This is a genomic window from Schaalia sp. ZJ405 (genome assembly GCF_011038885.2).
GTDB lineage: Bacteria > Actinomycetota > Actinomycetes > Actinomycetales > Actinomycetaceae > Pauljensenia.
Genome location: NZ_CP064952.1, coordinates 2,126,543 through 2,149,570 on the forward strand (window position 1 = coordinate 2,126,543; position 23,028 = coordinate 2,149,570).

The window sequence follows — 23,028 nt, forward strand, 5'->3', positions numbered from 1 at the left end:
GGCAGTTCCATGCACATCAGTGCAGATGGGGGCGCTTTCACCCTCAGGGTTCCCCTGACTCTTCCCTGATCGCGGCCCGGAGATGTCGTTACGCCAAGAAGGGGCTCTAAAATAGCCAGTTGTAACAGCCCATCACATCACCGAGTTGACGACAGGAGCCTGCGTGGGATGACCAATTTCCTTCTTGGCCTTGCCGTCGCCTTGTTGGGAGCCGTCCTTTTGGCAAGCGGTTCGGAAATGCAGTCGCGCGCCGTCTACGTCGCGCGCGGAAGATGGACGGTGTTTCTGCGCAACCCACGGTGGATTCTCGGCATGCTCCTCCTGGGCACGGCGATCTGCACGAACTTCATTGCTCTGGCTTTGGCTCCGATCAGCGCAATCCAATCCATGAGCATCGTTGCGCTGGCAGCCTCAGCCGTCTTCGGAGCAGCGGTCGGGCGTATCCGACTGACCCGAGCAATCATCGCAGCCGTCATCGCCTCCATGATCGGGATCCTCGGTTTCATCTCCGTTATCGCCACTCACCAGGGTGCTCAGGGGCATGCGAACTACGACGGCCAACTCCCAAGGGCCCTGGCGATTCAAGCGGGAATCGCTGCGATTGGCGCTGTCGTCACCCTCGTGGGAAGGACACGCACGGATCGCCCCTCCAGGCTTTTCGGCCTCATTGTTGGCGCAGCAGAGTTCGGGTCAATCACCGCGGTCTTCAAGGTCCTTGTCCGGCTCGTTGTTCGCGATGGTTTTTCCGATGTCTTCACCCGAACGCTCGCTCTTTTGGCCATCGGTTCAATTGCCATTGGCGGCGTCATCGCCATCGCGCAATTGCAGCTGGCACACAAGGCACTTCCGGCTCCAACAGTGGTCGCGGGCTTAACGATTACCGACACAATCACTGCCGCAATCATCGGCACGCTCGTCCTCAAAGAGAGCGCACTGACCACCGGTTCGGCCACAGTCCTCATTATTTGCGGCACCATCGCTATCGGCGGTGTCATCGGCATGCGAAATCTCAAGAGGACCAGCGACCTCGGAGAAACTCTCAACCCCGAGCCGCCGCATCTTCCCGCAGTGAAGGAGGCCTCTGACGATGCACATCGCATTCTTCAGTGATCAGCATCCCGCAACGCTCGGCGGGCTTCAAGTCTCCCTGGGACTTCAGCGTCACTACCTTGAGCAACTCGGACACACCGTCACCGTGTGTTCACCGGATTCCAAGTGCAAGCCGTCACCGCAGTATTCACGTCCCGAGGACATTACTGTGCGGTCCTTTCAATTCGGTGACCACGCATTCCATCTCGCGGGAGGAATGTGGGATCGCGAAATTGACGCCAAGTTCGAGCCGCTTCCCCCGGTTGATCTTGTCCACATTCAGGCGGATGTGTGGGGCGCGTGGAACGGATACGCCTTCGCGCAACGCCACAACATCCCTCTTGTCCACACGATGCACACGAACATCGAGGTTGGACTTCCCGCTGTGGTTCCCTGTGCTCGCCTCGTATTCCCGCTGCTTTTCGCTGCTCAGCGCCACTACATGCAGGCGGATGTTGACGACATGTCGTCCTACGTCCGCGCGTTCGCCGCAGTTGCTGACCGCGTGATCGTTCCAACTGAGCATTTCGCCAAGCGCCTGCGTTCCTACGGCGTGACACGCGAACTCACGGTGATTCCGACCGGCGTTGATGACCGACAGATTGACAGCGCCGCCGCTCTTCCTCGATCCCCTCATTCACGCCCGATTTTCGTCTGGCCTGGCCGGGTCAGTGAGGAGAAACGTCTGGTTGACACGATCCGCGCATTCGCGGCTTCCCGCGTCGACGCTGAGCTGCATGTTTACGGTTCCGGTCCCGAAGAACGCGCCTGCGTGAACCTTGTCGCAGCTCTGGGAATCTCTCATCGCGTGGCCTTCCACGGGAGCGTGTCCCACGATGATGTCATGAAGGCAATGGCCCTGGCGGATGCCGTTCTTCAGAGTTCCATCGGATATGAGACTCAGGGGCTCACGGTGTACGAAGCGATCAGTGTGGGCACGCCCGTCATTGTCCGCGACCCCGAGATTGCTGAGGATCTGCCGGAAGCCTGGTGCCATCGGGTTGCCGACGAGTCCATTCAGGCGTTCGCCGACACTTTCAGATACGTCACCGCCCTGTGGTATGCCGGAACGTTGACTGACGGGGCCTTAGCCCCCACTCAGTTCCGTCAAAGCCACCTAACGGGCCGAATTGTTGACGTCTATACAGCGGCGTTGCAGACCCACGAACACCAGTTGACACGGTGAGGGACGAGGACGAGCATGCATCCAATCGAGGATTTCATCACCGCAGGCGGTTCACGGACCGCCATTTACTCCTACGGAACTCCGGGGAATCCGCAGATTATCGCGGTTCATGGTTTTCGCGGAACACATTCGGGTCTTGAGAAACTTGCGGCCCGCCTGGGTCGTCTGGGATTTCATGTCCTGGTCCCTGATCTTCCTGGCTGCGGGGCATCGAGCGAACTGCCGGTTGCGCACACGATCGACGCTTTTGCCGATTGGCTCGTATCGGTGACAAAGACACTCCGTCCCACAGGTGCACCTCCGATTCTTCTGGGACATTCATTGGGGTCAGTGATCGTCACGGCCGCGATTTCTCGCGGACTTGCGTGCTCGGGAGCCGTCCTCGTCAATCCGATTGTCACGTCAATGAGGCAAGGGCCAAACGCCCTCGGTGTCAAGTTCCTGAGTGTTTACTACGGCGCTGCCCGCGTCCTTCCCGCGTCCTTGTCCGATGTTCTGCTGGCTTCGCGGATATACGCCCGCATCAGCGGCCACATCATGGCTCAGAGTGACGAACCGGGGATGCATCGAGCCGTCGTTGATGAGCATGTGCGCTGCGCCGACTCATTCAATTCGCCGCGCGCGGCGATCGAGTCTTTTGACACCTCAGCCGATGCTCACATTCTGCAGTTTGTTGATGGTCTGAGCCTGCCCGTCCTCGTCCTTGGGGGTGACCGTGATGATCTCAACCCCGTGGAGGATCAGCAGCTGCTGGTCAATGATCTTCCAGATGCGTCCTATCGCCTCGTGCGGGGTATCGGTCATCTGATTCCTTTTGAGGCAGCTGACGTGGCTGCCGAGGCCGTCCACCGCTGGTTTCTCACGACGCAACCCATCGCAGTTCTTTCTCCGCGTGTCCTCGCCCGATGAGCGCAGTCAGTCACACACTCTGTTGATCACCCCGGCTACAACTTACACTCCCACATGATGTCTCAGAACCTCTCACCATCGACGCCTTCATCTGCTTCCCGTCCTCGCAACCGTGCGATTGACGGGGTCAAAGCGTTGGCAATCATCGCCGTGGTCCTCTATCACACCAGGCCGCCGATGCTTGAGGGTGGTTTCCTCGGGGTCACGGTTTTCCTCGTTGTCGCGGGCTTCTTCACAACGCGTTCAATTCTTCGTGCCCAAGCGACCGGTCAATGGTCGTATCCGCGTTTCATCTGGGCGAGAATCCGACGTGTTTTCCCCGCGACGGTGGTGACAATTGCGATCACAGCGGTCCTGACCTACACCTTCTCCCCCAGTCTTTTCCCCAAGGTTCAACGAGACGCGCTGGCGTCCGTGCTTTTTTCAACGAACTGGTCCTACATCTTCCGCAACGTCTCCTACTTCGACAACGCGGGACTTCCCTCCCCCCTCACACACCTGTGGTATCTCGCGATACTCATGCAGTTCTACGTCCTTTTACCGCTGGTGTTGATGGCAATCACGCGTCTGACAGACCGCAAGCAGCGCCTCCCCATCCTCGGGGCTATGGCCATCGTTTCGACGTTGACAATGGCTCTGTTGTTCCAACCGATGTCGGATGTTTCACGGATCTACTACGGAACAGACACGCGCGCCGCCGAGTTCCTCATCGGTGTTATCGCCGGCATCGCCGCCAACGATATTCGCCCAGCTTTCGTGTCTCCTCGAACGAAACGCGCAACTCTTTTTGCCCGAGTTGTTGCACTAGCGTCCTTGGCGGTCCTCATTTTTGGCTTCGTGTCGGCGCGTGGCGATCAACCGGTGCTCTTCCGTTCGGGTTTCGCCTGCGTCGCAATTGCCACGGCTTTCCTTCTCCTGTCTCTTCGCTCACCCAATTTCATCCTTGGCCGTCTCCTCTCCTCACGACCGTTAGCTGCCGTGGGGCGTCGATCCCTGTCGATCTATTTGCTCCACTATCCGCTGCTGACATTGATGAATCCGGCGACGCGCACAACGGATGTGACCTGGTGGCAATGGATCCTCCAGTTCCTCGTCATCGCCTGTGTTTCCGAGGGTTTCTACCGTCTCATCGAAAACCCTCGCCCAACTTCCAAAGTGCCGGCCTCCGCCAAGGCGTCTGCCACCTCGTCCTCGTCCCCCGGAATAATGAACGAGGACGAGTCGCGCTTTTCCGCTCCCACTCACCTCGGCCCTTGGCGGACTCTACAGTCGTTGCGTTCGCGCATCAGGCAGTGGAATCTTCCCCGATGGGCCCCTCCTCTGCGCTGGCTGACGGTGACGCTATCGGTGATGGGGACGCTGGCGTTAATTGTCGCGCCGGTGAACTGGCAGGGAATTGCGCAGACGAGGGCCGAGACTCTGCGTCCTGAGCTCACTCAATCGGCGCAGTCGGCTCGTGGTCATGCCGTGCAGTCGGGTCGTCCTACTCCGCCTGTTGAGGTGGCTCAGTCCGACACGGTTGCTCCCGAGGAACCGAAGGTCACACCTATCGCAGAGAAGGTCCCAACGAATCTTCCAACGCAGGACTGGACCTATGATTCAACGACCGGTGTCAGCGATGCGAATCCGTTGATCATTGGCGATTCCGTGACCCTGGGCGCGCAGCCGACGATCAATGCGTATCTGCCCAATGCCTACGTCGACGGCAAGGTATCACGTCAGTTCTGGGACGGGGCGCAGGTTTTTGCCGAGGACGTGGCCCAGGGACATGCCGGCAAGGTCACGATCATTGCCTTGGGGGCGAACGGGCAGATTCCCGATGAGTCGTACATCCAGACGTATATTGATCAAGCGGCGGGACAGCCGATCTATTTCATCACCACACGCACCCCGCTGTCTTTCCAGGATCTGAACAATGCGTTGTTACGTCAGACAGCAGCTCGTTTCAGTAACGTGGGAATTATTGACTGGCACGGCGCTAGCGAGGGGCATCCGGAGTACATCGTTGACGATGGGACACACCTGACTGCGCAGGGGATGGATGTGTTCGCTCGTCTGATTCGCCAGGCATTGGTCGGTGAGTGATTCTCTTAGCCTTTCGTGACGCGCGTGCGACGACGTGCCCGTTGGTCAACGGTCTTCGCACACGGCGCGTGAATTGCGACCGCTCCTGAATGGGGAGATGCATTCAACCAGTGGGACCCGGGGACAATCGACCATTCCACGATGACACATCCGATGGGTAGAGTGTTTTCTATGGCGCACTCACGCGGGAAGCGGCGACTTCGGACGCTGGTACGAAACGGATGGATCTCGGACCAGCACGGCGCATGGCCAATGGTCATCCTCCCCGCGTTTGTAGGCGCCCAGCTGGCCCACAGGGGAAGCATCGCAGCGACCGCAGACACCTTAGCGGTCATCGACCCCGTCCTCGCCACTTCTTTACCCATCACGTGGCTGACCGGATTCCTCTGCTTCACAGCGATCGAACGATGGGCCCTCACTCCGAAAAAACGGCGCCCCTCCTGTCTGCCCGCAATCATCACGTGGGGGACAATCGCGACGACGACGGGGCTCATCACCGTCATCCGCTCCCCCATGCTCCTGCTGTGGACACCCGTCTTTCTTCCACTTTTTGTCGCGGCTCTCTGGGAAGTTCTCCACCGCCGTCCGCGATCCCCTCTGGCCAGACTGACAACAGTGACCGCCGCTAGCCTCATGCTCCCCGTTTTCGCTTTGGGCGTGGTCGGAGCGCCCTCGCCTCTGAGGACCACACCCGAGCTGTGGCGGGCAACTGCGATTCTTGGTTCCTATTTCGTTGGAACAGTTCCATTCGTTCGCTCAATGATTCGTGCGCGCAGCGATCACCGCTGGGAACACGCATCCGTGCTCTGGCACCTCACAAGCGCTGTTCTCATCCTCTTAGCGACAATTTGGGGTGCTGTGTCCTGGCCCATCGGCGTGCTCTGGGTCATCATCGCGTGTCGGGCATGGGCATTCCCTCGGTGGCAGCGCGCTCACGGACCAGTCAAACCGATCATCATTGGGATGCTCGAGATCGTCCTGAGCATTGTCCTCTCAGCGTTGATCATCCTGGCATAAGCCGGTCTGCTCCCCCGCGCGATAGTCGCCGATCGGTGAGAATTCCGTGGTTTTTTGCCCTCACTGTGGCATCCACACTCATGTAGCTTCGTGATCTGTAGCAAGCTCACGCCTTTACGGCGTCTCGCGATCACGGTCTCACGTACACTCTCAGTGAGATGACGCTAGCGTGGTAGTTGATTTTTCATGAGAAAAGACAACAAACTGTGCAGCCACGCCGTGAGCGTCGTTAACGGAACCCAAGCTGCGAACACACAGCGAGAGAACGGACAAAAGATTGAGTATTAAACAAAGGCTCTTGCCCGGCCTAGTTGCCATAACAATCGCCCTCGCGGGGCTGCCAGCAGTGGCTGTTGCAACAGACTCTGATGCAACTTCTTCTACTCCCCCTTCAGCTACGGCGGAATCTTCTGCGTCGTTAGAGACATCCGAGCCAGCGACCGATGATTCGACAGGTGATGACTCTCGCAGTGGCGAAACTCCTGATCCGTCCTCGTCCCCTGACACATCGACAGCGCCCACGCCCACACCTGCCCCGGCTCTGCGTTCCCGGACTGACGGCACTCCTCGAGCTGCGGCCGATGACACGTCACGCGTCACAGTCACCATTGGCACCCTCACTGCCACCGGGATTGAAAAGGGCAAAACCGAGTACCAGATGAATGAGACTGTCGCAGATGTCGTCAACATGAACATCTCAGGCAAGGACTATTCACTGAAGAACCCCTACCTTCGGATTCGTATCCCAAAGACGAATAAGCTCGCCGATGTCAAAGTTGTTGATTCCCAGGCCGGAACGACCGAACGAAGCAGTGATGAGCAGTATGAATACGTGACATACCGCTTCACATCGTTATCGGGAGGAGTGGATTCCACCTACCCCTATAGTTTTATGATCGACGGTCGTTACGCCAAGCCGGGCGAGACCTTCACCGTGGATGCCACTCTTTACTCAGCTGACGGCACGGAAATTGCCAGTGATTCCAAGACCTATACTCCTCAAGCCGTCGGATACACCGCATATTCACAGGCGGACACCTCGTTTCGGACCACAGACCGCGAGAAGGGGCATGTGAATACCCGCGCCGTCACGGTGACCGATCCAACTGCCACAGTGATACCCGAGGGAAGACCAGAGCAGGCAGCTCTTTTTCTATCGATTTCTCCAGATAATGGAAACAAGACGAACGAAGGACTTGTTGTTCCTGAGAACGTCAAGATGGTGGTCACTCTTCCCGCAACCGCACGAATCCAGTTCCCCGCCCCGAGTGTCACCGTCAAAGATCTGCCCGATGGACGCCAAGAACTCACCTTTATAGAATCTCGTCCAAAGTTCTTCAAGGGCTCTTATGCACAAAATAAGTACGCCGCATTCGGGAAGTTCTCACGAGTTTCCGAGACGTCGACGAGCCTCCGAGATAATCTTGGGATTCTGTTCTCCGGGTCTCCTCTTGATACAGACCTTCCGGTGACCATTGACTACTACGTCAATGCCGAGAGCGACGGCACGGGTGGCACCAAAGTTGACTCCCGCACGGAGTATTTTCATTTCCCACGTTCACTCTTCAAGCAGACAGGCAACGCATCCATCTACAAAACCGGAACCATCTATTATGCGCATGATGTTTCCAATAGTTCGGCTTATTTTACAACGGAATACGCTTGGCATAATGAGCATATTTACGCCGGTACCAAAGATCTCACCGATCCAGGTCTTGGATACCATGCTTATTTTGGAAACCGAAACAATGGGTCCGGACCTACCGGAGAAGATCGATACCGGGGCGGGATAACCACTTCAGTCACTGAAGTTATTACTGAGAAAACTCACCCTCAAGCCCATTTTTCTTCCTTCCGTTTATCATCAACAGTCGATAGCGAATTGCGAACAAATAGCGACACCCTCGACATCATCAATGCGAATAAGAAGATCGTTGAAGAGGGAGTCAATAAAGGTAACACGAAGCTCTATGGCGTTCGTGCGGATGGGACTCGCCAGCTGATTAAGGAACATGTGCAGCTCGGTGACAATATCGCGATTACCGAGCAAACAGAAGGTGAGTTCACCCAGCTTGTTCTTGCCTTTGAGAAACCCGTCCTCTTCGACAACACTCGCCTGTCAGTGAGAACACTCTCCAAGTTGACGACGGCAGAGCAGGAACGTCTCAAAGCGTCGCCAACTTTTGATACATTCACGCTACGGGAGAACATCGCCGCCGCAATCGGAAACGGGGACTTCGCTCGGACTTACGGAACTGTCAGAATCGCCTCTCTTCGGCCAACCGTTGACCATCGCCAGCCTCGAGATGTCGCGGTAACCTATCAAACGGGCGGGAATCCCTTCACGTTGCAGGTGGGTCCCACATTGCCAAACAGCGGCAACACATCAGCGACGACGGCGTATGGTCCTCTCACGGAAATTCAGAATATGAAGACCGTGACTTTGCTTCCCGATGGGGTTGAATACGAGGGCTTTACACTATACTCGCGAAGTAAGGGGACACCTACTCCAACTGTCAAGACGGTTGCGAACTATCACGGTACCGGTAAGACAGCGGTGATCGTTGACTACGGAACTCTGCCGGTCGCCACCTATTCCCTCGTGACCCTCAAGCTCCGAGCGACAGCAACAACTACACGCGGCCCAAATGAGATTCCGACCTACATGGTGTGGGATGGTAATGATGTCACTTCGCCAGCAACGCTCCCTTACACGGATGCGCTTGATCTGGACGAGGACGGCGACACAACCGAAACCTTCCAGGTGAAGACTTCGACACTGACATTCACTCCTCCATTCGAGCTCGTCCTGACGAAGAAAGCCACGGCTAATGGCGTCACCTCGAGCAAAGTGACCGGTGATCTTGGGTCCGATCTGTCGTATCAACTGCTGGTGTATAACGGGGCCCTGACGTCGGTGAAGACTCTCACCATTGTTGATGTCTTGCCCTACGTAGGCGATCACGTGATTGCTGCCAGCGCTGCGGGAACCTATCCCGAGCGTGGGTCGACTTTCGCTACCGGTTTAACTGGCAGTTTAGAGGATGCGAATACGCCGGAGGTGAATGCGAAGTTTGCGTTCTCCTACCAGCTGACCCCACAGGGCGCTGATCTTGAATCCGTACGCGACGGCGCATGGGTAAGCGCAGAGCACGTCACCGACTTCTCTCACGTGAAATCCGTGCGTGCCATCCTCAAAGATGGTCAAGAAATCCCATCGAAAACGGACATCACCCTCGTCATTCCTTCACGTATGCCCACAGACACATCCTTGAAGGACATTTCCGTCACTGGCGCCGATAAAGCCGTGAACACCACCGCATACTCCACTGATACCAAGACTTTTACCGAGGCGAACAGCGCAACGGTACAGATTCAGAAGTACCACATTAAAGGCAGGTATTTCGTTGACATTAATGGGGATTCGTCCTACACGGCAGGCACAGACAAGCCGCTTGCCGGACGCGAACTCCACATCGTTAACGACGACGGCACTCCGGCGAAGGATCCCAGCGGCAAGATTCTCCCAGCTGTCGTCACCAGTGCTGACGGCACCTATGACGCCACCATCTACGCCACAGGAACCTACCGCCTCAAAGCCTTGAAAGCCCAGACAGAGGACTTCGTCACCACCCCAGGTACCGGCGTTAACGGTAATAACATTGACGCAGCCACCATTTCTGAGAACACTGCGAAGACAACTGCTGCGACAGTCAACTCGTCCTCACCAACCCAGGTGCGCAATGTTGCTATCAGGTTGATTCCTGGCACGGTCACCATCACGAAAACCTCCAAAGCTGAAGACGGGGCTGCGGCTTCTCCTTTGGCCGGCGCGGTATTCCGTCTCACAGATACGGCAGACAAGCGGGTCACGGGAACCAACGGTGAAGTGATCCAAGACGTCACCACGAACACCCAAGGAAAAGCAATATTCACCAATGTTCCCCTGGGAGCCTACAAGGTCGTTGAAATCACCGCCCCCACAGGCTACGCCCGGTCCACAACCAAGCACGATGTCACGCTGACCCGCGACATGGTTAACGCCACTCTTGCGGTGGAAAACGCTCTGGACCGCACCTCAGTACAGGTCACGAAAGTATGGAACGACGCCAACAACCAAGACGGCATCCGCCCAAGCGAAGTGACAATCACTCTCAAAGCTGATGGCACATCGGCTGGTAAGTCGGTCAAGCTCAATGCTGGCAACCGATGGACAGCCACATTCGAGGGCTTGCGTGCCTACACCCCCCAAGGCACACAGATTGCCTACACAGTTGAAGAAACCACAGTACCCGATGGGTACACCTCACAAGTCAGCGGAACAGCCGCTAACGGATACACCGTGACCAACACACACCAGGTAGCTCAGCGCGACATTAAGGTCACCAAGGTGTGGGATGACGCGGACAACCAGGACGCTGTTCGTCCAACCTCGGTCACTGTCAAGCTGCTCGCGAACGGTGAGAACACAGACAAGACCGCAACCCTGACCGCTGATGGTAAGTGGACAACAACCTTCACCGGCCTCGACACCAACAAGGCGGGTAAGGAAATCCAGTACACGGTCACCGAGGATCAGGTCGAGGGGTACACGCCGTCCTATTCGGGGTCGATGAAAGATGGTTTGACCGTCACCAACACCCACAAGGTGTTCACACGCAACATTGCGGTGACCAAGGTGTGGGAGGATGCAGGTGATCAGGATGGTGTGCGCCCAGACTCGGTCACAGTGAAATTGCGCGCTGATGGTAAAGACACTGACAAGACCCTGACTCTGACCGCTGACGGCAAGTGGACTGGGACCTTCACCGGCCTCGACACCAACAAGGCCGGCAAGGAAATCCAGTACACGGTCACCGAGGATCAGGTCGACGGATACACCACAGCAATCACTGGGACAGCTGCTGATGGATACACCGTGACCAACACCCACAAGGTTGCTCAGCGCGACATTAAGGTCACCAAGGTGTGGGATGACGCGGACAACCAGGATGGTATTCGCCCAGGCTCGGTCACCGTTAAGCTCCTTGCTAACAAAGAGGAGACGGGCAAGACCCTCACCCTGACCGCTGATGACAAGTGGACTGGAACCTTCACCGATCTTGACACCAACAAGGCCGGCAAAGAAATCCAGTACACCGTGGCTGAGGATGCGGTCGATGGGTACACGCCGTCCTATTCCGGATCGATGAAAGACGGCCTGACGCTGCGTAATACGCATGTTCCTGCGGTTGTTGATGTGCCGGTGTCGAAGGTGTGGGTTGATAATGGTAATGCGAAGAACCTGCGTCCAGCATCGGTGACGGTCAGCCTTAAAGCTGATGGTGTTGCGGTGGCTGGCAAGTCGGTGAAGTTGAATGCTGGGAACCAGTGGACAGCTTCGTTTACGGGACTGGCGAAGTTTAAGGCTGCTGGTCAACTCATTAACTACACGGTGGGTGAAGACGCGGTTGATCATTATGAGTCAGTAACCTCAGGCACAGCAGCCACTGGGTTCACCGTGACCAACACGATCACCGGTCAGGTGTCGGTGTCGGCAACAAAAGCATGGTCTGGGATTCTCCCCGATCATGCTCCCCAGGTGCGTCTTGCACTACTGGCCGACGGTCAGGTTACCCAACAGCAGGATGTCAATGCTGGGAATAACTGGCAGCACACCTTTACGGGTCTACCCCAATACGATGGTGGTCGTGAGATCGTCTATACGGTCGGTGAGGTCACCGACAATGGGCTGGTCACCACGACGGGGACGTTAACTGCTGGGGGTCATGACTACACTGTCGCGGTGACTAGTCAAGGTCACGCGTTTACCGTGACAAACACGCTGGTGAACCCCACGATCACGGTCAGTGGCACCGTCGTGTGGGTGGACAATAACAACCAAGATGGTGTGCGCCCCGCAACAGCGACGGTGCGTCTGATCAGTAACGGCACCCCCACCGGTGCCATGATTCCAGTAGATGCCAACGGGGATGGAACATTCTCCTTCACCAACCTGCCCACCTACGACAATCACGGCAACCCCATCACCTACACCGTAAGCGAAGACTCGATCCCGGAGTATGGAACCGAAATCACCGGTAACGCTACGGATGGGTTCGTCATCACCAACACTCACGAGGTCGCCAAGCGTGACATTGCGGTGACCAAGGTGTGGGATGACACGGGTAACCAGGATGCTATTCGCCCCACCGAGGTGACTATCAAGCTGGTTGCTGATGGTGTGGACACGGACAAGACCCTCACCCTGGATGCTGAGGGCACGTGGTCTGGAACCTTCACTGGTCTTGACACCAACAAGGCCGGTAAGGAAATCCACTACACGATTGCTGAGGATGCGGTTGAGGGGTACACCCCGTCCTATTCGGGTTCGATGAAAGATGGTCTGACTGTCACCAACACCCACAAGGTGTTCACACGCGACATTAAGGTCAGCAAGGTGTGGGAGGATGCGGACGACCAGGATGGTGTGCGCCCCACCGAGGTGACTGTCAAGCTGGTTGCTGATGGTGTGGAGACGGGCAAGACCCTCACCCTGGATGCTAAGGGCAAGTGGGCTGGGACCTTCACCGGTCTTGACACCAACACCGCGGGTAAGGAAATCCACTACACGGTTGTTGAGGACCCGGTCAAGGGATACGACACGGCGATCACTGGGAGTGCTGGTGATGGATACACCGTGACCAACACCCACAAGGCCGCCACACGCGACATTAAGGTCACCAAGGTGTGGGATGATGCGGATAACCAAGACGCTATTCGCCCAGACTCAGTGACCATCAAGCTACTCGCAAACGGTGTGGACACGGGCAAGACCCTCACCCTGGATGCTGAGGGCACGTGGTCTGGGACTTTCACTGGTCTTGACACCAACAAGGCCGGTAAAGAAATCCAATACACCGTGACTGAAGAGGCGGTCGAGGGATACACAGCTGAGTACACCGGTTCAATGAAGGCGGGTCTGACCGTCACCAACACCCACAAGGCCGCCAAGCGTGACATTGTGGTGTCGAAGGTGTGGGAGGATGCGGACAACAAGGATGGTGTGCGTCCTGAAACTGTGACGATGCGCTTGTACGCCAACAACAAGCCAACCACCACCAGCATCACCTTGACCAAGGACACCAACTGGAAGGGCACGTTCACGAATGTGGACGTCAACACCGCCGGTAAAGAAATCCACTACACGGTTGTTGAAGACCCAGTCAAGGGATACGACACGGCTGTTACTGGGAGTGCTGGTGATGGATACACCGTGACCAACACCCTCATCCACGGCAACATCACCCTCACCAAGGTCAGTGACACCGGCACACCCCTAGCAGGTGCTGTGTTTGAGTTACGTCGCAACGACGGACACGTCGCAGACACCCAAACCACCAGTAAAGATGGCACGCTTGTGTTCACCAGGGTCGCCTACGGCAAATACACGGTTGTGGAAACACACGCCCCCAAGGGATACCGCAACACCACCCACAGGTTGTCCGCGCAGATCACCACACACGGTGAAACAGTGGACCTGGGCACAGTGGTCAACAAGAAAATCCCCACCCTGGCACACACCGGCACCAACACCCTAATCACAGGAACACTCGGAGCAAGCCTCCTCACCCTCGGAACACTCCTCACCCAACGACACCGACGCCGCCGACGCTTGGAGGACTAACACACCACACACAGCGTGAAGGAATCACCAGCACACCAACCCCCCTCACGCTAGGCAGTGACACAACGGGGGTGGCCCCGGCAGGAACAACACCTGCCGGAGCCACCCCACACCCCCACCAAAACCCCAACTACCAGCAAAAACCCTCCCGCTCAGTCTGTGAATTTTTTAGAACTGTCCTAGACTGGTAATTAGTGCCCGGGTGAGAATTGTGGTGTCGTACCTTCGGCGCTACTGCTGTCATCAGTGATCAGTACAGAAAGAAAGAGTCACATGAATCTGTCTCGACATCTCATGAGAGCAACGGGGGTATCAGCGGCAGCTGTCCTTCTTTCCGCTGTCCTCGTCTCCTTCCCCGCTCACGCAACGAATCCTGGAACTGTCAGTGGAGTTCAGTCTGAGGGGTGCATTGTCAGTTGGAAGGCTGACGCCGTCCTCGACCGGAATCTGACGAATGAGGACGCGGAATACCCGAACCTCATGAAGAAACTCAACGGAGAAAACACCGACTATTCCAATGGCGGGTACATCAGCGAGGTAACACCTGCTCTCGGCGGCCCCGGTATTTTCGAGGTAAACCATTTCTTTATTCCCGGTGCCCCTGCTAATCAACGACAGGTGTGGCGCTATCCACTCGCCACCGATCACACACTCAAAGCCGGGACGACGATCACTATTGATTTGCCCGATGACATGGGGCAGACCCAGTTCAATCGTCGGAGTTACGAAAAGCCAAATCAGACGATTGATCAGTCATTGAAAGGGTGGGGCGAACCCTACTCGAACTACAACTGGGAGTGGCTGTCGGAACAGCACATGAGCGCCCAGCAGACCGATGCTCAGCGCAATATCTGGACCCTCACGCTCAAGAAAGATCTCGCAAAGGGCACTGCAACGATTTTTCAGTTCGAAGGCACCGGGGACCTTAACGGCAGGTACGTGGCAACCGCACATCTCCAAGGTGCCTACGCCGAAGGTGAAGGAACCTGCACCTTTGATCCTGAGAAACTTCCTCCGCTGCCCGAACCACCAGCACTAGGCACATGCCAGGCTGCCCTTGTCGGCCGCACCGTGTGGAGCCCCTACGGCAACGACATCACCCTGCGCCAGAAATTCGGTAAGGACTGGAATTCTTCCGCTGAGGGATGGGGTGAAGTAAATGCTGACGGATGGGGCCTGGGAGCCGATGGATGGAAGGTCGATGGAAAGACCGCAACGATGCGCTTCTACGGAGCGGTTGACAAGGACTTCCAAGGCGGAACCTACACGGCAACCATTCACCAGAATGCCACATTCGTCCAAGACTCGATCAATGATGTGAAAACACCGGGCGCAGGACAGCTCCAAGGAAATGGCTACACAAACGCCGTCACTGACATGGCTACTCCGAAAATTTCAGAAGACGGTAAATCCCTGACATTCACGATTGGAGCTCTTCCTGCAAAGTCATCGTTCTCCTTCAACGTCTCGGTTCGACTCGACCGAGAAAAGTACGATCCGCAGAACTCCAAGCAGCTGTTGCCAATGGTTTTCACCGAGCAGATGGTGATGTCAAACACCACGTGTGATGCCGTCACAACAACCACTGAGTGGTCCGATGAACAGCCAAGCTGTGAGTCCCCTTCCGTTTCGCAGAGTCGGACCATGACAACCACAGCTTTCACGTGGAGCACAGAGTCCCTCAAGTGGATGGCTGAGGAACCAGAAGTGACCACCGAAACACGCGAGGTTCTTTTGCCCGAGGGCACCGACTGCTCGACACCGGAGGATCCGGATCCAACGCCGGGCACCCCGGATCCAACGCCGGGCACCCCGGATCCAACGCCGGGCACCCCGGATCCAACACCGGGCACCCCGGATCCAACACCCGGAACTCCAGACCCGACACCGAGCACCCCGGATCAGTCTCAGACTCCGTCCAAGAAGACACACTCCGGTAAGCGCCCCTTAGCGCGCACAGGTGTTTCTCTGGAAGGAAGCGTCCTGGCTGCATCTCTCCTTGCCGGTGCGGGCGGCCTTGTGCTCCTGCGTCGTCGCAAGCACTGATCCGCACTCACGCATCACTATCATGATCACCACGTGAGTGGATGACACTCACAGATCATGCAACCGGTGGGGTGAAACTCTCAATGGGTTTCACCCCACCGGTGTTTTTCACCAGGTAGGGGGGGCTAGTGCCCACGTCGTGAGGTCAGCGGATACGCGTCAACAGCCTTGAATCATCGCTCAGCTACGGACACAACATCCCCCGCATAGGCCCCGTAAAATAGCGGCATGAACAGCGTCTCTTCGAGCTTGTCAGCCTCTGAGACTCAGTACTCAACTCAAGGAACAGTGCCCCGTGACCAGTGACTACCCGCAGATTCGACGTCGCAGACCCGAGGTCCTCGCTCCGGCGGGCACCCTCGACACCCTCAAAGTTGCGGTCGATTTCGGGGCGGACGCCGTTTACGCGGGTGGCAAACAGTTCGGGATGCGCACTGCACCGAAGAACCTCACCCTTGAGGACTTCGCCGAGGGCCTCGACTATGCGCACGCGCGCGGGGCCAAGCTCTTCGTCACCTGTAACATTCTCCCCTCAGCTCACGAGGTGGACGAGATGAACCGCTATATGGCGCAGCTCGGAGAAATCGGTGTCGATGCGCTCATCGTCTCCGACATTGGCGTTCTCATGGCTGCCCGCCAGTACGCTCCCAACTGCGAAGTCCACATTTCCACCCAAGCGGGAGTGACGAATCATCAGGCGGCTCAGGCACTCGCTCAGCTCGGCGCATCACGGATCGTTCTCGCGCGCGAACTCGATCTGGAATCCATCCGTCTGATCCGAGAGAATGTCCCAAGCGACATCGATATCGAATGCTTCGTCCACGGCTCGATGTGTATGGCTTTTTCCGGGCGTTGCCTGATTTCCCAGCACACGACCGGAAGAGACGCCAACCACGGGGACTGTGCGCAGTCGTGCCGTTGGAAGTACCACGTCGTCGAAGAGAAACGACCGGGACAGTTCTTCCCCGTCGAAGTCACCGGCGATGGGACGTTCCTTTTCAATTCCGAGGACATGAACCTTATTGAACACGTTGACGAAATCCTCGACGCGGGTGTCACCAGCTTGAAGATCGAGGGCCGGGCAAAAAGCGCCTACTACGTGGCCTCGATGACGAATGCGTATAAATGCGCGGTGACGGAATATATGCGTCAGCGCGGGTACGAGGACGAGGACGGACTCCCCCTCCGCCCGTTGAGTCAGCCTCACCGGGGGTCCTCGTTGTTCACTCCCGAGGCAGCGGCCCTGACCGCAGCAACGCCTCTGGGAGCATCTTCGTCCTCGTCCCCCGGAGCTTACGACGAGGACACGCAGGCGAACGGAGATGTCGTTGACGATGCGAGGGGCGAGGGTCTTCGACGGGTAAGCCTGCCGCAGTGGCTGCGCGATGAACCGATGAAGGTCACGCACCGCGAATACTCCACCGGGTTCTACTTTCCCGATGCTCCCGCGAGCGAGGCAATCGAACGCGGTGGCTATATCAATGAGTGGCGATGGCTGGGAACTGTTACCGGCTACGACGACGTTCACGCACGGGTTGAGTTCCTGGCGAAGAATAAGATCACCCCGGGAATGACTATTGAGTTTCTTGCGCCTTTTTGTGCGCCGACGACGCTCGTTGTCCCAGGTGATGGGCTTGTTGACGCCGATGGATGTCCAGTTGCGGAGATCAATAATCCGGCGCGCCGCTACGGTATTCCCTGCGACATTCGTATTCCCGAGGGAGCGATGATTCGGGCACGGGTCGCACAAAAGCGTTAAGACTGGCAGCTGGCTGTTCCTCAAGACCCCGCGCGCTGGGATATCGGGTCTCAACGGAGTATCGGGATTTCAACGGCGCCCGGTGCCCGCGCCACGGGAGCCGTCGAGAAGCTCACCCGGGTTTCCGATGCGAGCTGCGCCGCTCGTCCTCGTCCCCCAAATCCTTGCCGATCTGCATAGATGTGGCATTGGCCGCGCTAACGCGCGCTGAGAAAACGACGCGGGTAGGGTCAAAAGCACCTGGTGATGCGAACATAGTGCACGACTGAAGAAAGAAGAACATGAAGCAACGGGCAGGCGAAGAAACCCGAGATATCAGTCCCACCATCACAGCCCAGCAGAAACGCGAAGAGTCGACACGACACCGCGATGCTGCTCAGGCTCGCAAGGCCGAACGCAAAGCAGAGAAGCGGCGGCTCATGATGCTTCGCCGCCGGCGGCGTCTGCGCGTGGATGATGTCACCGTCGTCGAGGAATCCGCTCTGAAGAAAGCCCTGGCGGGCTCCGTTGTTGGCAACCTCATGGAATGGTATGACGTCGGTGTTTACGGCTACCTCGCCGTCATCATTGGCCAGCAGTTCCTTCCCGATGCCGACGGACACATTCAGAATATGTTCTCCCTCGGTGTCTTCGCCGTGACATTTATTGCTCGCCCGTTGGGCGGCGTGATCCTTGGGCAGCTGGGGGATCGGTTGGGACGCAAGGAAGTCCTCGCATACACCCTCATGCTCATGGCGATCGCGACGTTCCTCATCGGTATTCTCCCGACCTACGCCGCAATCGGTGTTGCCGCGCCGATTCTCCTCATTGCTCTGAAACTCATCCAGGGTTTCTCAACGGGTGGCGAATACGCGGGCGCAACAACCTTCATCACCGAATATGCGCCCGATAAGAAACGCGGCTTCTACGCGGCTCTCCTGGACTGGGGATCGTACATGGGTTTCGCCGCCGGCGCGGCCCTGGTATCGGTGCTCCAGCTGACCGTCACCGAAGAGTTCATGAACTCGTGGGGGTGGCGAATCCCCTTTATGATCGCGCTGCCTTTGGGTGCCATTGCCCTGTTCTTCCGAACAAAAATTGAGGATACTCCCGCTTTCCAGGAATCTCAGGACATCGTTGATGAATCGGGGAACCAGAAGAAAGCTCCCGCAGTTCGCGAGATCGAAGACGCAATTGTTGCAACCGACGAAGGACCCAGCGGCGTTCTCGCTCTGCTGCGGAACTACTGGCGCGAACTGCTCACCGCGTTCTTCCTCGTTGCCGCGGCCAACACAGTGGGGTACGCACTGACGTCGTACATGCCGACGTACCTGTCGACAACGCTCCACTACGACCCGATTCACGGCAATCTCTTGACCCTGCCAATTCTCGTGTTAGTGGCGTTTGCGATTCCGCTGTGTGGGTGGATTTCGGACCATACTTCACGGCGCGCTGTGCTGGTAACTGCGGCGTTTTCTGCCGTCATCCTGGCTGTTCCCGCATTCATGTTCATGGCTCACGGGGCGATATGGTCAACGCTTCTTGGTCTGTTCCTCCTGGCTGTTCCAGTGGCGATGTACATGGGGAATCTCGCGGCAACGCTGCCCGCCCAGTTCCCCACTGCGTCGCGTTACGGCTGCATGGGGATCGCCTACAACGCTGCCGTTGCGATTTTCGGTGGTACGGCGGGCCTGATCATGGAGGCGCTGGTGACGTTCACCGGCAACGACCTCGCCCCCGCTTTCTGGGTGATTGCTACCTCGCTCATCGGGTTTGTCGCCACGTTCTTCTTGCGTGAGTCGGCGCGCCAGCCTCTACCGGGGTCGATGCCGTCGGTGGCCAGCGTCGAAGAGGCCGTTGAGCTTGTAGAAACCCAGGAGGAGAACCCCGAGCTTGATGTCGAGGAACTCTTCGCAGAGGTCCCGGTCCGTTTGTTGGACCAGCAGCCAAGTGTCGAGGAAGCGAAAGTTGAACTCGCCGTCGCCATCGAAGCTGAGGATGAGGCCCGAGCGGATTTGCGCAGGGCTCAGGCGATGACGCAGGCAGCGTGGGCAGCTGTTGAAGAAGCCCGCCTCGCTGCTGAAGTTGAAGATTCAGAATCTGGGGACGAGGACGAGGCCGCGCCCTCTCCCGAAACGGAAGCTACGCCCGAGGTTTAGTCTTTTTGGGGTTTCCCCTCTGAGAGCCTGGGGACGTGTCCACTTGTCCGAGGAGTAGAGCCAATCAGAAGGTTCCCCTCTGAAAGTCTAGGGACGTGTTCATTCCCGAGGGCGCTAGTAGATGCGCCCCCGGGTGTGATCACGCGTCTGAACTGGAGACCTTTTCCCGACGCTGAGACCGGACAATCAGCACCGCAGAGCGTGCAAGAAGAGCAACGACAATGACGCCGCCAAGGATCTTCGCCCACAGTTGATCCGCGATGAAGAGGCATACCATCGCGGCGAGGACCGGAACCAGGTATCTGAACGACTGGACGATGTAACCGCCGAAAGTCGGCATAGTCACGCCGCGGGATTCTGCAACCGACTTGACCATAAAGTTCGGTCCATTACCGATGTATGTGATTGCGCCACAGAACACCGCACCCAATGAAATGGACACCAGGAAGGCCTCGGCCACTCCGGCAACCGTAGCGACACCTTCGGGGGTGATCTGACTGGCCATCTCAAAGAAGGTGACATACGTTGGGGCATTATCGAGCACCGAGGAGAGGCCGCCCGTGAAGAGGAAGAAGGTGACTTTACCCAGCGGCAGCTTACCCGCAACCTCGTCAAGGAAGTGGAGCGCGGGAATCATCGTGAAGAAAATTCCGATGAACAGTGCCGCAACCTCGGCGATTGGACCCCACTCGAACTGGTTGTCCTTGAATCGGACCTCTCGGTTTCCGAAGAAATACGAGCACGCCGCGGCAGCGATCATGATGATTTCTCGGGTTGGAATCCAGTCTGTGAGAACCGCGTGCCCTTCCTCAATGGCGTGGACATCAACGGATGGGGCGAAAGCAACGGCCGCGATAATGACGGCGAACCACACGAGGTTCGTCGCGCCACGCAGGCCAAGCGGCTCGATATGCGTCCGGTCTTCCATCACATTGGCAACGGGTTCCTTCGCATGGTAGTGACAATCGACGGCGTAGTAGGAAACCAGAAGCAAGGCGTTAACGAATAGCCATTCGGGGAACAGGTTGAACGTCCAGGTGAACGGCACCCCGCGCAGGAATCCAAGGAACAGCGGCGGGTCACCCAGCGGTGTCAGCAGACCACCGCAGTTTGCGACGATGAAGATGGTGAAAAGCACCGTGTGAACCCGATATTTACGCTCTGAGTTCGTGTTGAGCAGCGGGCGGATGAGGAGCATTGCAGCCCCCGTCGTTCCGACAAAGCTAGCCAGCACTCCACCGATCCCCAGGAAGATCGTGTTGTTGCGTGGTGTTGCCTGAATGTCTCCTTTGAGGAAAATCCCTCCAGACACCACGAAGAGTGCCAGAAGAAGCGCGATGAACTGACCGTATTCAACAGCCGCCGCAAACACCGGCTCCCATCCCAAAGCGATCCACATCCAGATTGCTACAGGGATCCCGAGAATCAGGGCAACGCTGAGCTGGCTCGATGTTTTTTCCCACCAGTGCGTCGTCGCAGGAATCAACGGGAAAACAGCGATAGATGCAAGCATCGCAGCGAAGGGCAGAACAGACCACCACTCAAGGTGCACAATGCCTCCTTGGATTTTTCAATGATGAATTATTTCGCTCCGGAGGTTAGTTAACTCCGGAGCGTTGGCTCCGGCAGACCGCACCGAGCATCGGTGCAGAACCGTTGTTCACAGACCTCGAGAGCCCACATTGCCACGCAGGATTCAAGCGAACAATCTTCCTCAAGGCTACCAAAAAGGCGAATCCACCAACCGTGTCTGTCCGAATTCGTGACCTGATCTGTCACAGGTGGATACACCCTGTTGAGGCTGTCAAACACACCGAGGAGCCAACTGACAGTTCAGGCGTCCTCCTGCGCGTCCTACTCTTACATCTACTCTTAAATTTCTTGAGAGTAAACGTTAGAGTAGCCTCCCCGCCCCGCGAGCATCGACTCCCTCGAGCATCGAGTTTTCTGCACAATGACAACGATTTCCCCACTCTCAACACCGAGGAAAACGAGGCCGAAAAACTACTCTAAAGATGTTAGAGTAGATTCATGAGGCCCTCTGATATCGAGCAGGCGATCACATCTATCGACACCGACGATGTCGCAATTTAGCTATCACCAGCGCCAGGAGCTCGAATATGACCGTGGCCCTCAGCCTTTCGACGGCATGGCCTGCCGCGCTACATTGGCGGATCTCTCACCTGAAGCAACGTCGAATTATCAGCACATACTCGGGTCTCGCTCTCCAGAACTGATGCTGAGAGCCCGATCCCTCCTCACCCCGGATCATGAAGTAACGGTTGCCGCTGAGCTTCTCTTTGGCTCAGCGCCTCAGTTCTACTTTCCCAGCGCCTACATCCGAATCCTTCACTACATCGACAATGATCGAGGTTCCGGAATGGGACAGAACCTCGCTGCTGACGGCGATCTGCGGATTGAAGGGTCATTAGTTCAACAGATTGAAGAAGCGACCCGAGTCCTTGAGAAGATTATTCCCTCACGCCGAGCGTTGAATAGCACTGGGCATTTCGGAACGATCTCGATGATTCCGCGTGACGCATGGCTTGAAGGCCTCGTTAACGCCGTCGTTCATCGCTCCTATTCGATGAGCGGCGATCACATCCGAATCGAAGTTTTCCCTTCACGGGTTGAAATCACCAGTCCCGGGCGCTTCCCAGGCTTGGTTGACCCCCGTAAACCACTCGATATCGCTCGCCACGCACGAAACCCCCGTATCGCACGCGTTTTCGCTGATCTCGGGATCACTCAGGAACTCGGCGAAGGGATTCGGCGAATTTTTGACGAAATGCGCCGACAGGGACTCACGGATCCCATCTACGAACAGACATCTCACTCAGTGCGGCTGACGTTGCGCGCAACTGATTCTCTTCCCGAGGACGTGAAAGAGGATATCGGAGCAACAGGAGAGTCCATTCTCAATGCCCTGCGAAATCATGGCGATGGGCTGTCCACGGGAGAAATCATTGATGTTGTAGGAGTTTCCCGGCCCACCGCGCTGCGATACCTTCATCGCCTCCAGGAGAACCGCCTCATCTCGAGCACAGGGAAGACGCCTCGTGACCCACGGGCGCGCTGGAAGACAAGGTAGCAATCTACTCTTACATCTGCTCTTAAATTTCTTGAGAGTAAA

General features: G+C 57.1%; 11 protein-coding genes. 10 read left to right on the forward strand and 1 reads right to left on the reverse strand.

The window, feature by feature from the left end; all coding sequences use genetic code 11:
- Positions 1-168 precede the first annotated feature (168 nt).
- The 9 genes from G7Y41_RS09175 (at position 169) to G7Y41_RS09215 (ending at position 19,895) form a co-directional block, all read left to right on the forward strand.
- Positions 169-1,110: a hypothetical protein gene (locus G7Y41_RS09175; RefSeq protein WP_165316359.1), complete on the forward strand. Its 942-nt coding sequence runs from the start codon at positions 169-171 to the stop codon at positions 1,108-1,110.
- Positions 1,088-2,275 carry a glycosyltransferase gene (locus G7Y41_RS09180; RefSeq protein WP_165316360.1) on the forward strand — a complete coding sequence of 396 codons (1,188 nt, stop codon included), beginning with the start codon at positions 1,088-1,090 and terminating at the stop codon, positions 2,273-2,275. The genes G7Y41_RS09175 and G7Y41_RS09180 overlap by 23 nt, the downstream gene beginning before the upstream one ends.
- Before the next feature lie 15 nt (positions 2,276-2,290).
- Positions 2,291-3,184 carry an alpha/beta fold hydrolase gene (locus G7Y41_RS09185; protein WP_165316361.1) on the forward strand — a complete coding sequence of 298 codons (894 nt, stop codon included), beginning with the start codon at positions 2,291-2,293 and terminating at the stop codon, positions 3,182-3,184.
- Positions 3,185-3,238: 54 nt separating this feature from the next.
- A complete protein-coding gene (locus G7Y41_RS09190) occupies positions 3,239-5,269 on the forward strand; it encodes an acyltransferase family protein (RefSeq protein WP_165316362.1) in 2,031 nt (676 codons plus the stop codon).
- Between the two features lie 171 nt (positions 5,270-5,440).
- Entirely contained in the window at positions 5,441-6,286 is an 846-nt protein-coding gene (locus tag G7Y41_RS09195) for a YwiC-like family protein (protein ID WP_165316363.1), read from the forward strand.
- A gap of 277 nt (positions 6,287-6,563) precedes the next feature.
- Complete coding sequence (locus G7Y41_RS09200; RefSeq protein ID WP_196819505.1) at positions 6,564-13,952, forward strand: Cna B-type domain-containing protein; 7,389 nt, start codon at positions 6,564-6,566, stop codon at positions 13,950-13,952.
- Between the two features lie 273 nt (positions 13,953-14,225).
- The gene (locus tag G7Y41_RS09205; protein ID WP_165316368.1) at positions 14,226-15,998 is read left to right on the forward strand and encodes a hypothetical protein; all 1,773 of its coding nucleotides are present in this window, start codon (positions 14,226-14,228) and stop codon (positions 15,996-15,998) included.
- Between the two features lie 295 nt (positions 15,999-16,293).
- Positions 16,294-17,757: a peptidase U32 family protein gene (locus G7Y41_RS09210; protein ID WP_196819506.1), complete on the forward strand. Its 1,464-nt coding sequence runs from the start codon at positions 16,294-16,296 to the stop codon at positions 17,755-17,757.
- A 281-nt stretch (positions 17,758-18,038) separates the two neighbouring features.
- Positions 18,039-19,895, forward strand: a complete 1,857-nt coding sequence (locus G7Y41_RS09215) for an MFS transporter (RefSeq protein WP_165316394.1) — start codon at positions 18,039-18,041, stop codon at positions 19,893-19,895.
- 139 nt (positions 19,896-20,034) lie between these two features.
- Here the strand turns inward: G7Y41_RS09215 and G7Y41_RS09220 are convergent, their stop codons facing one another.
- Entirely contained in the window at positions 20,035-21,447 is a 1,413-nt protein-coding gene (locus G7Y41_RS09220) for a sodium:proton antiporter (protein WP_165316393.1), read from the reverse strand.
- Between the two features lie 528 nt (positions 21,448-21,975).
- Between G7Y41_RS09220 and G7Y41_RS09225 the strand changes: the two genes are divergently transcribed.
- Complete coding sequence (locus G7Y41_RS09225; protein WP_165216709.1) at positions 21,976-22,986, forward strand: ATP-binding protein; 1,011 nt, start codon at positions 21,976-21,978, stop codon at positions 22,984-22,986.
- The last annotated feature ends 42 nt before the right edge of the window (positions 22,987-23,028 follow it).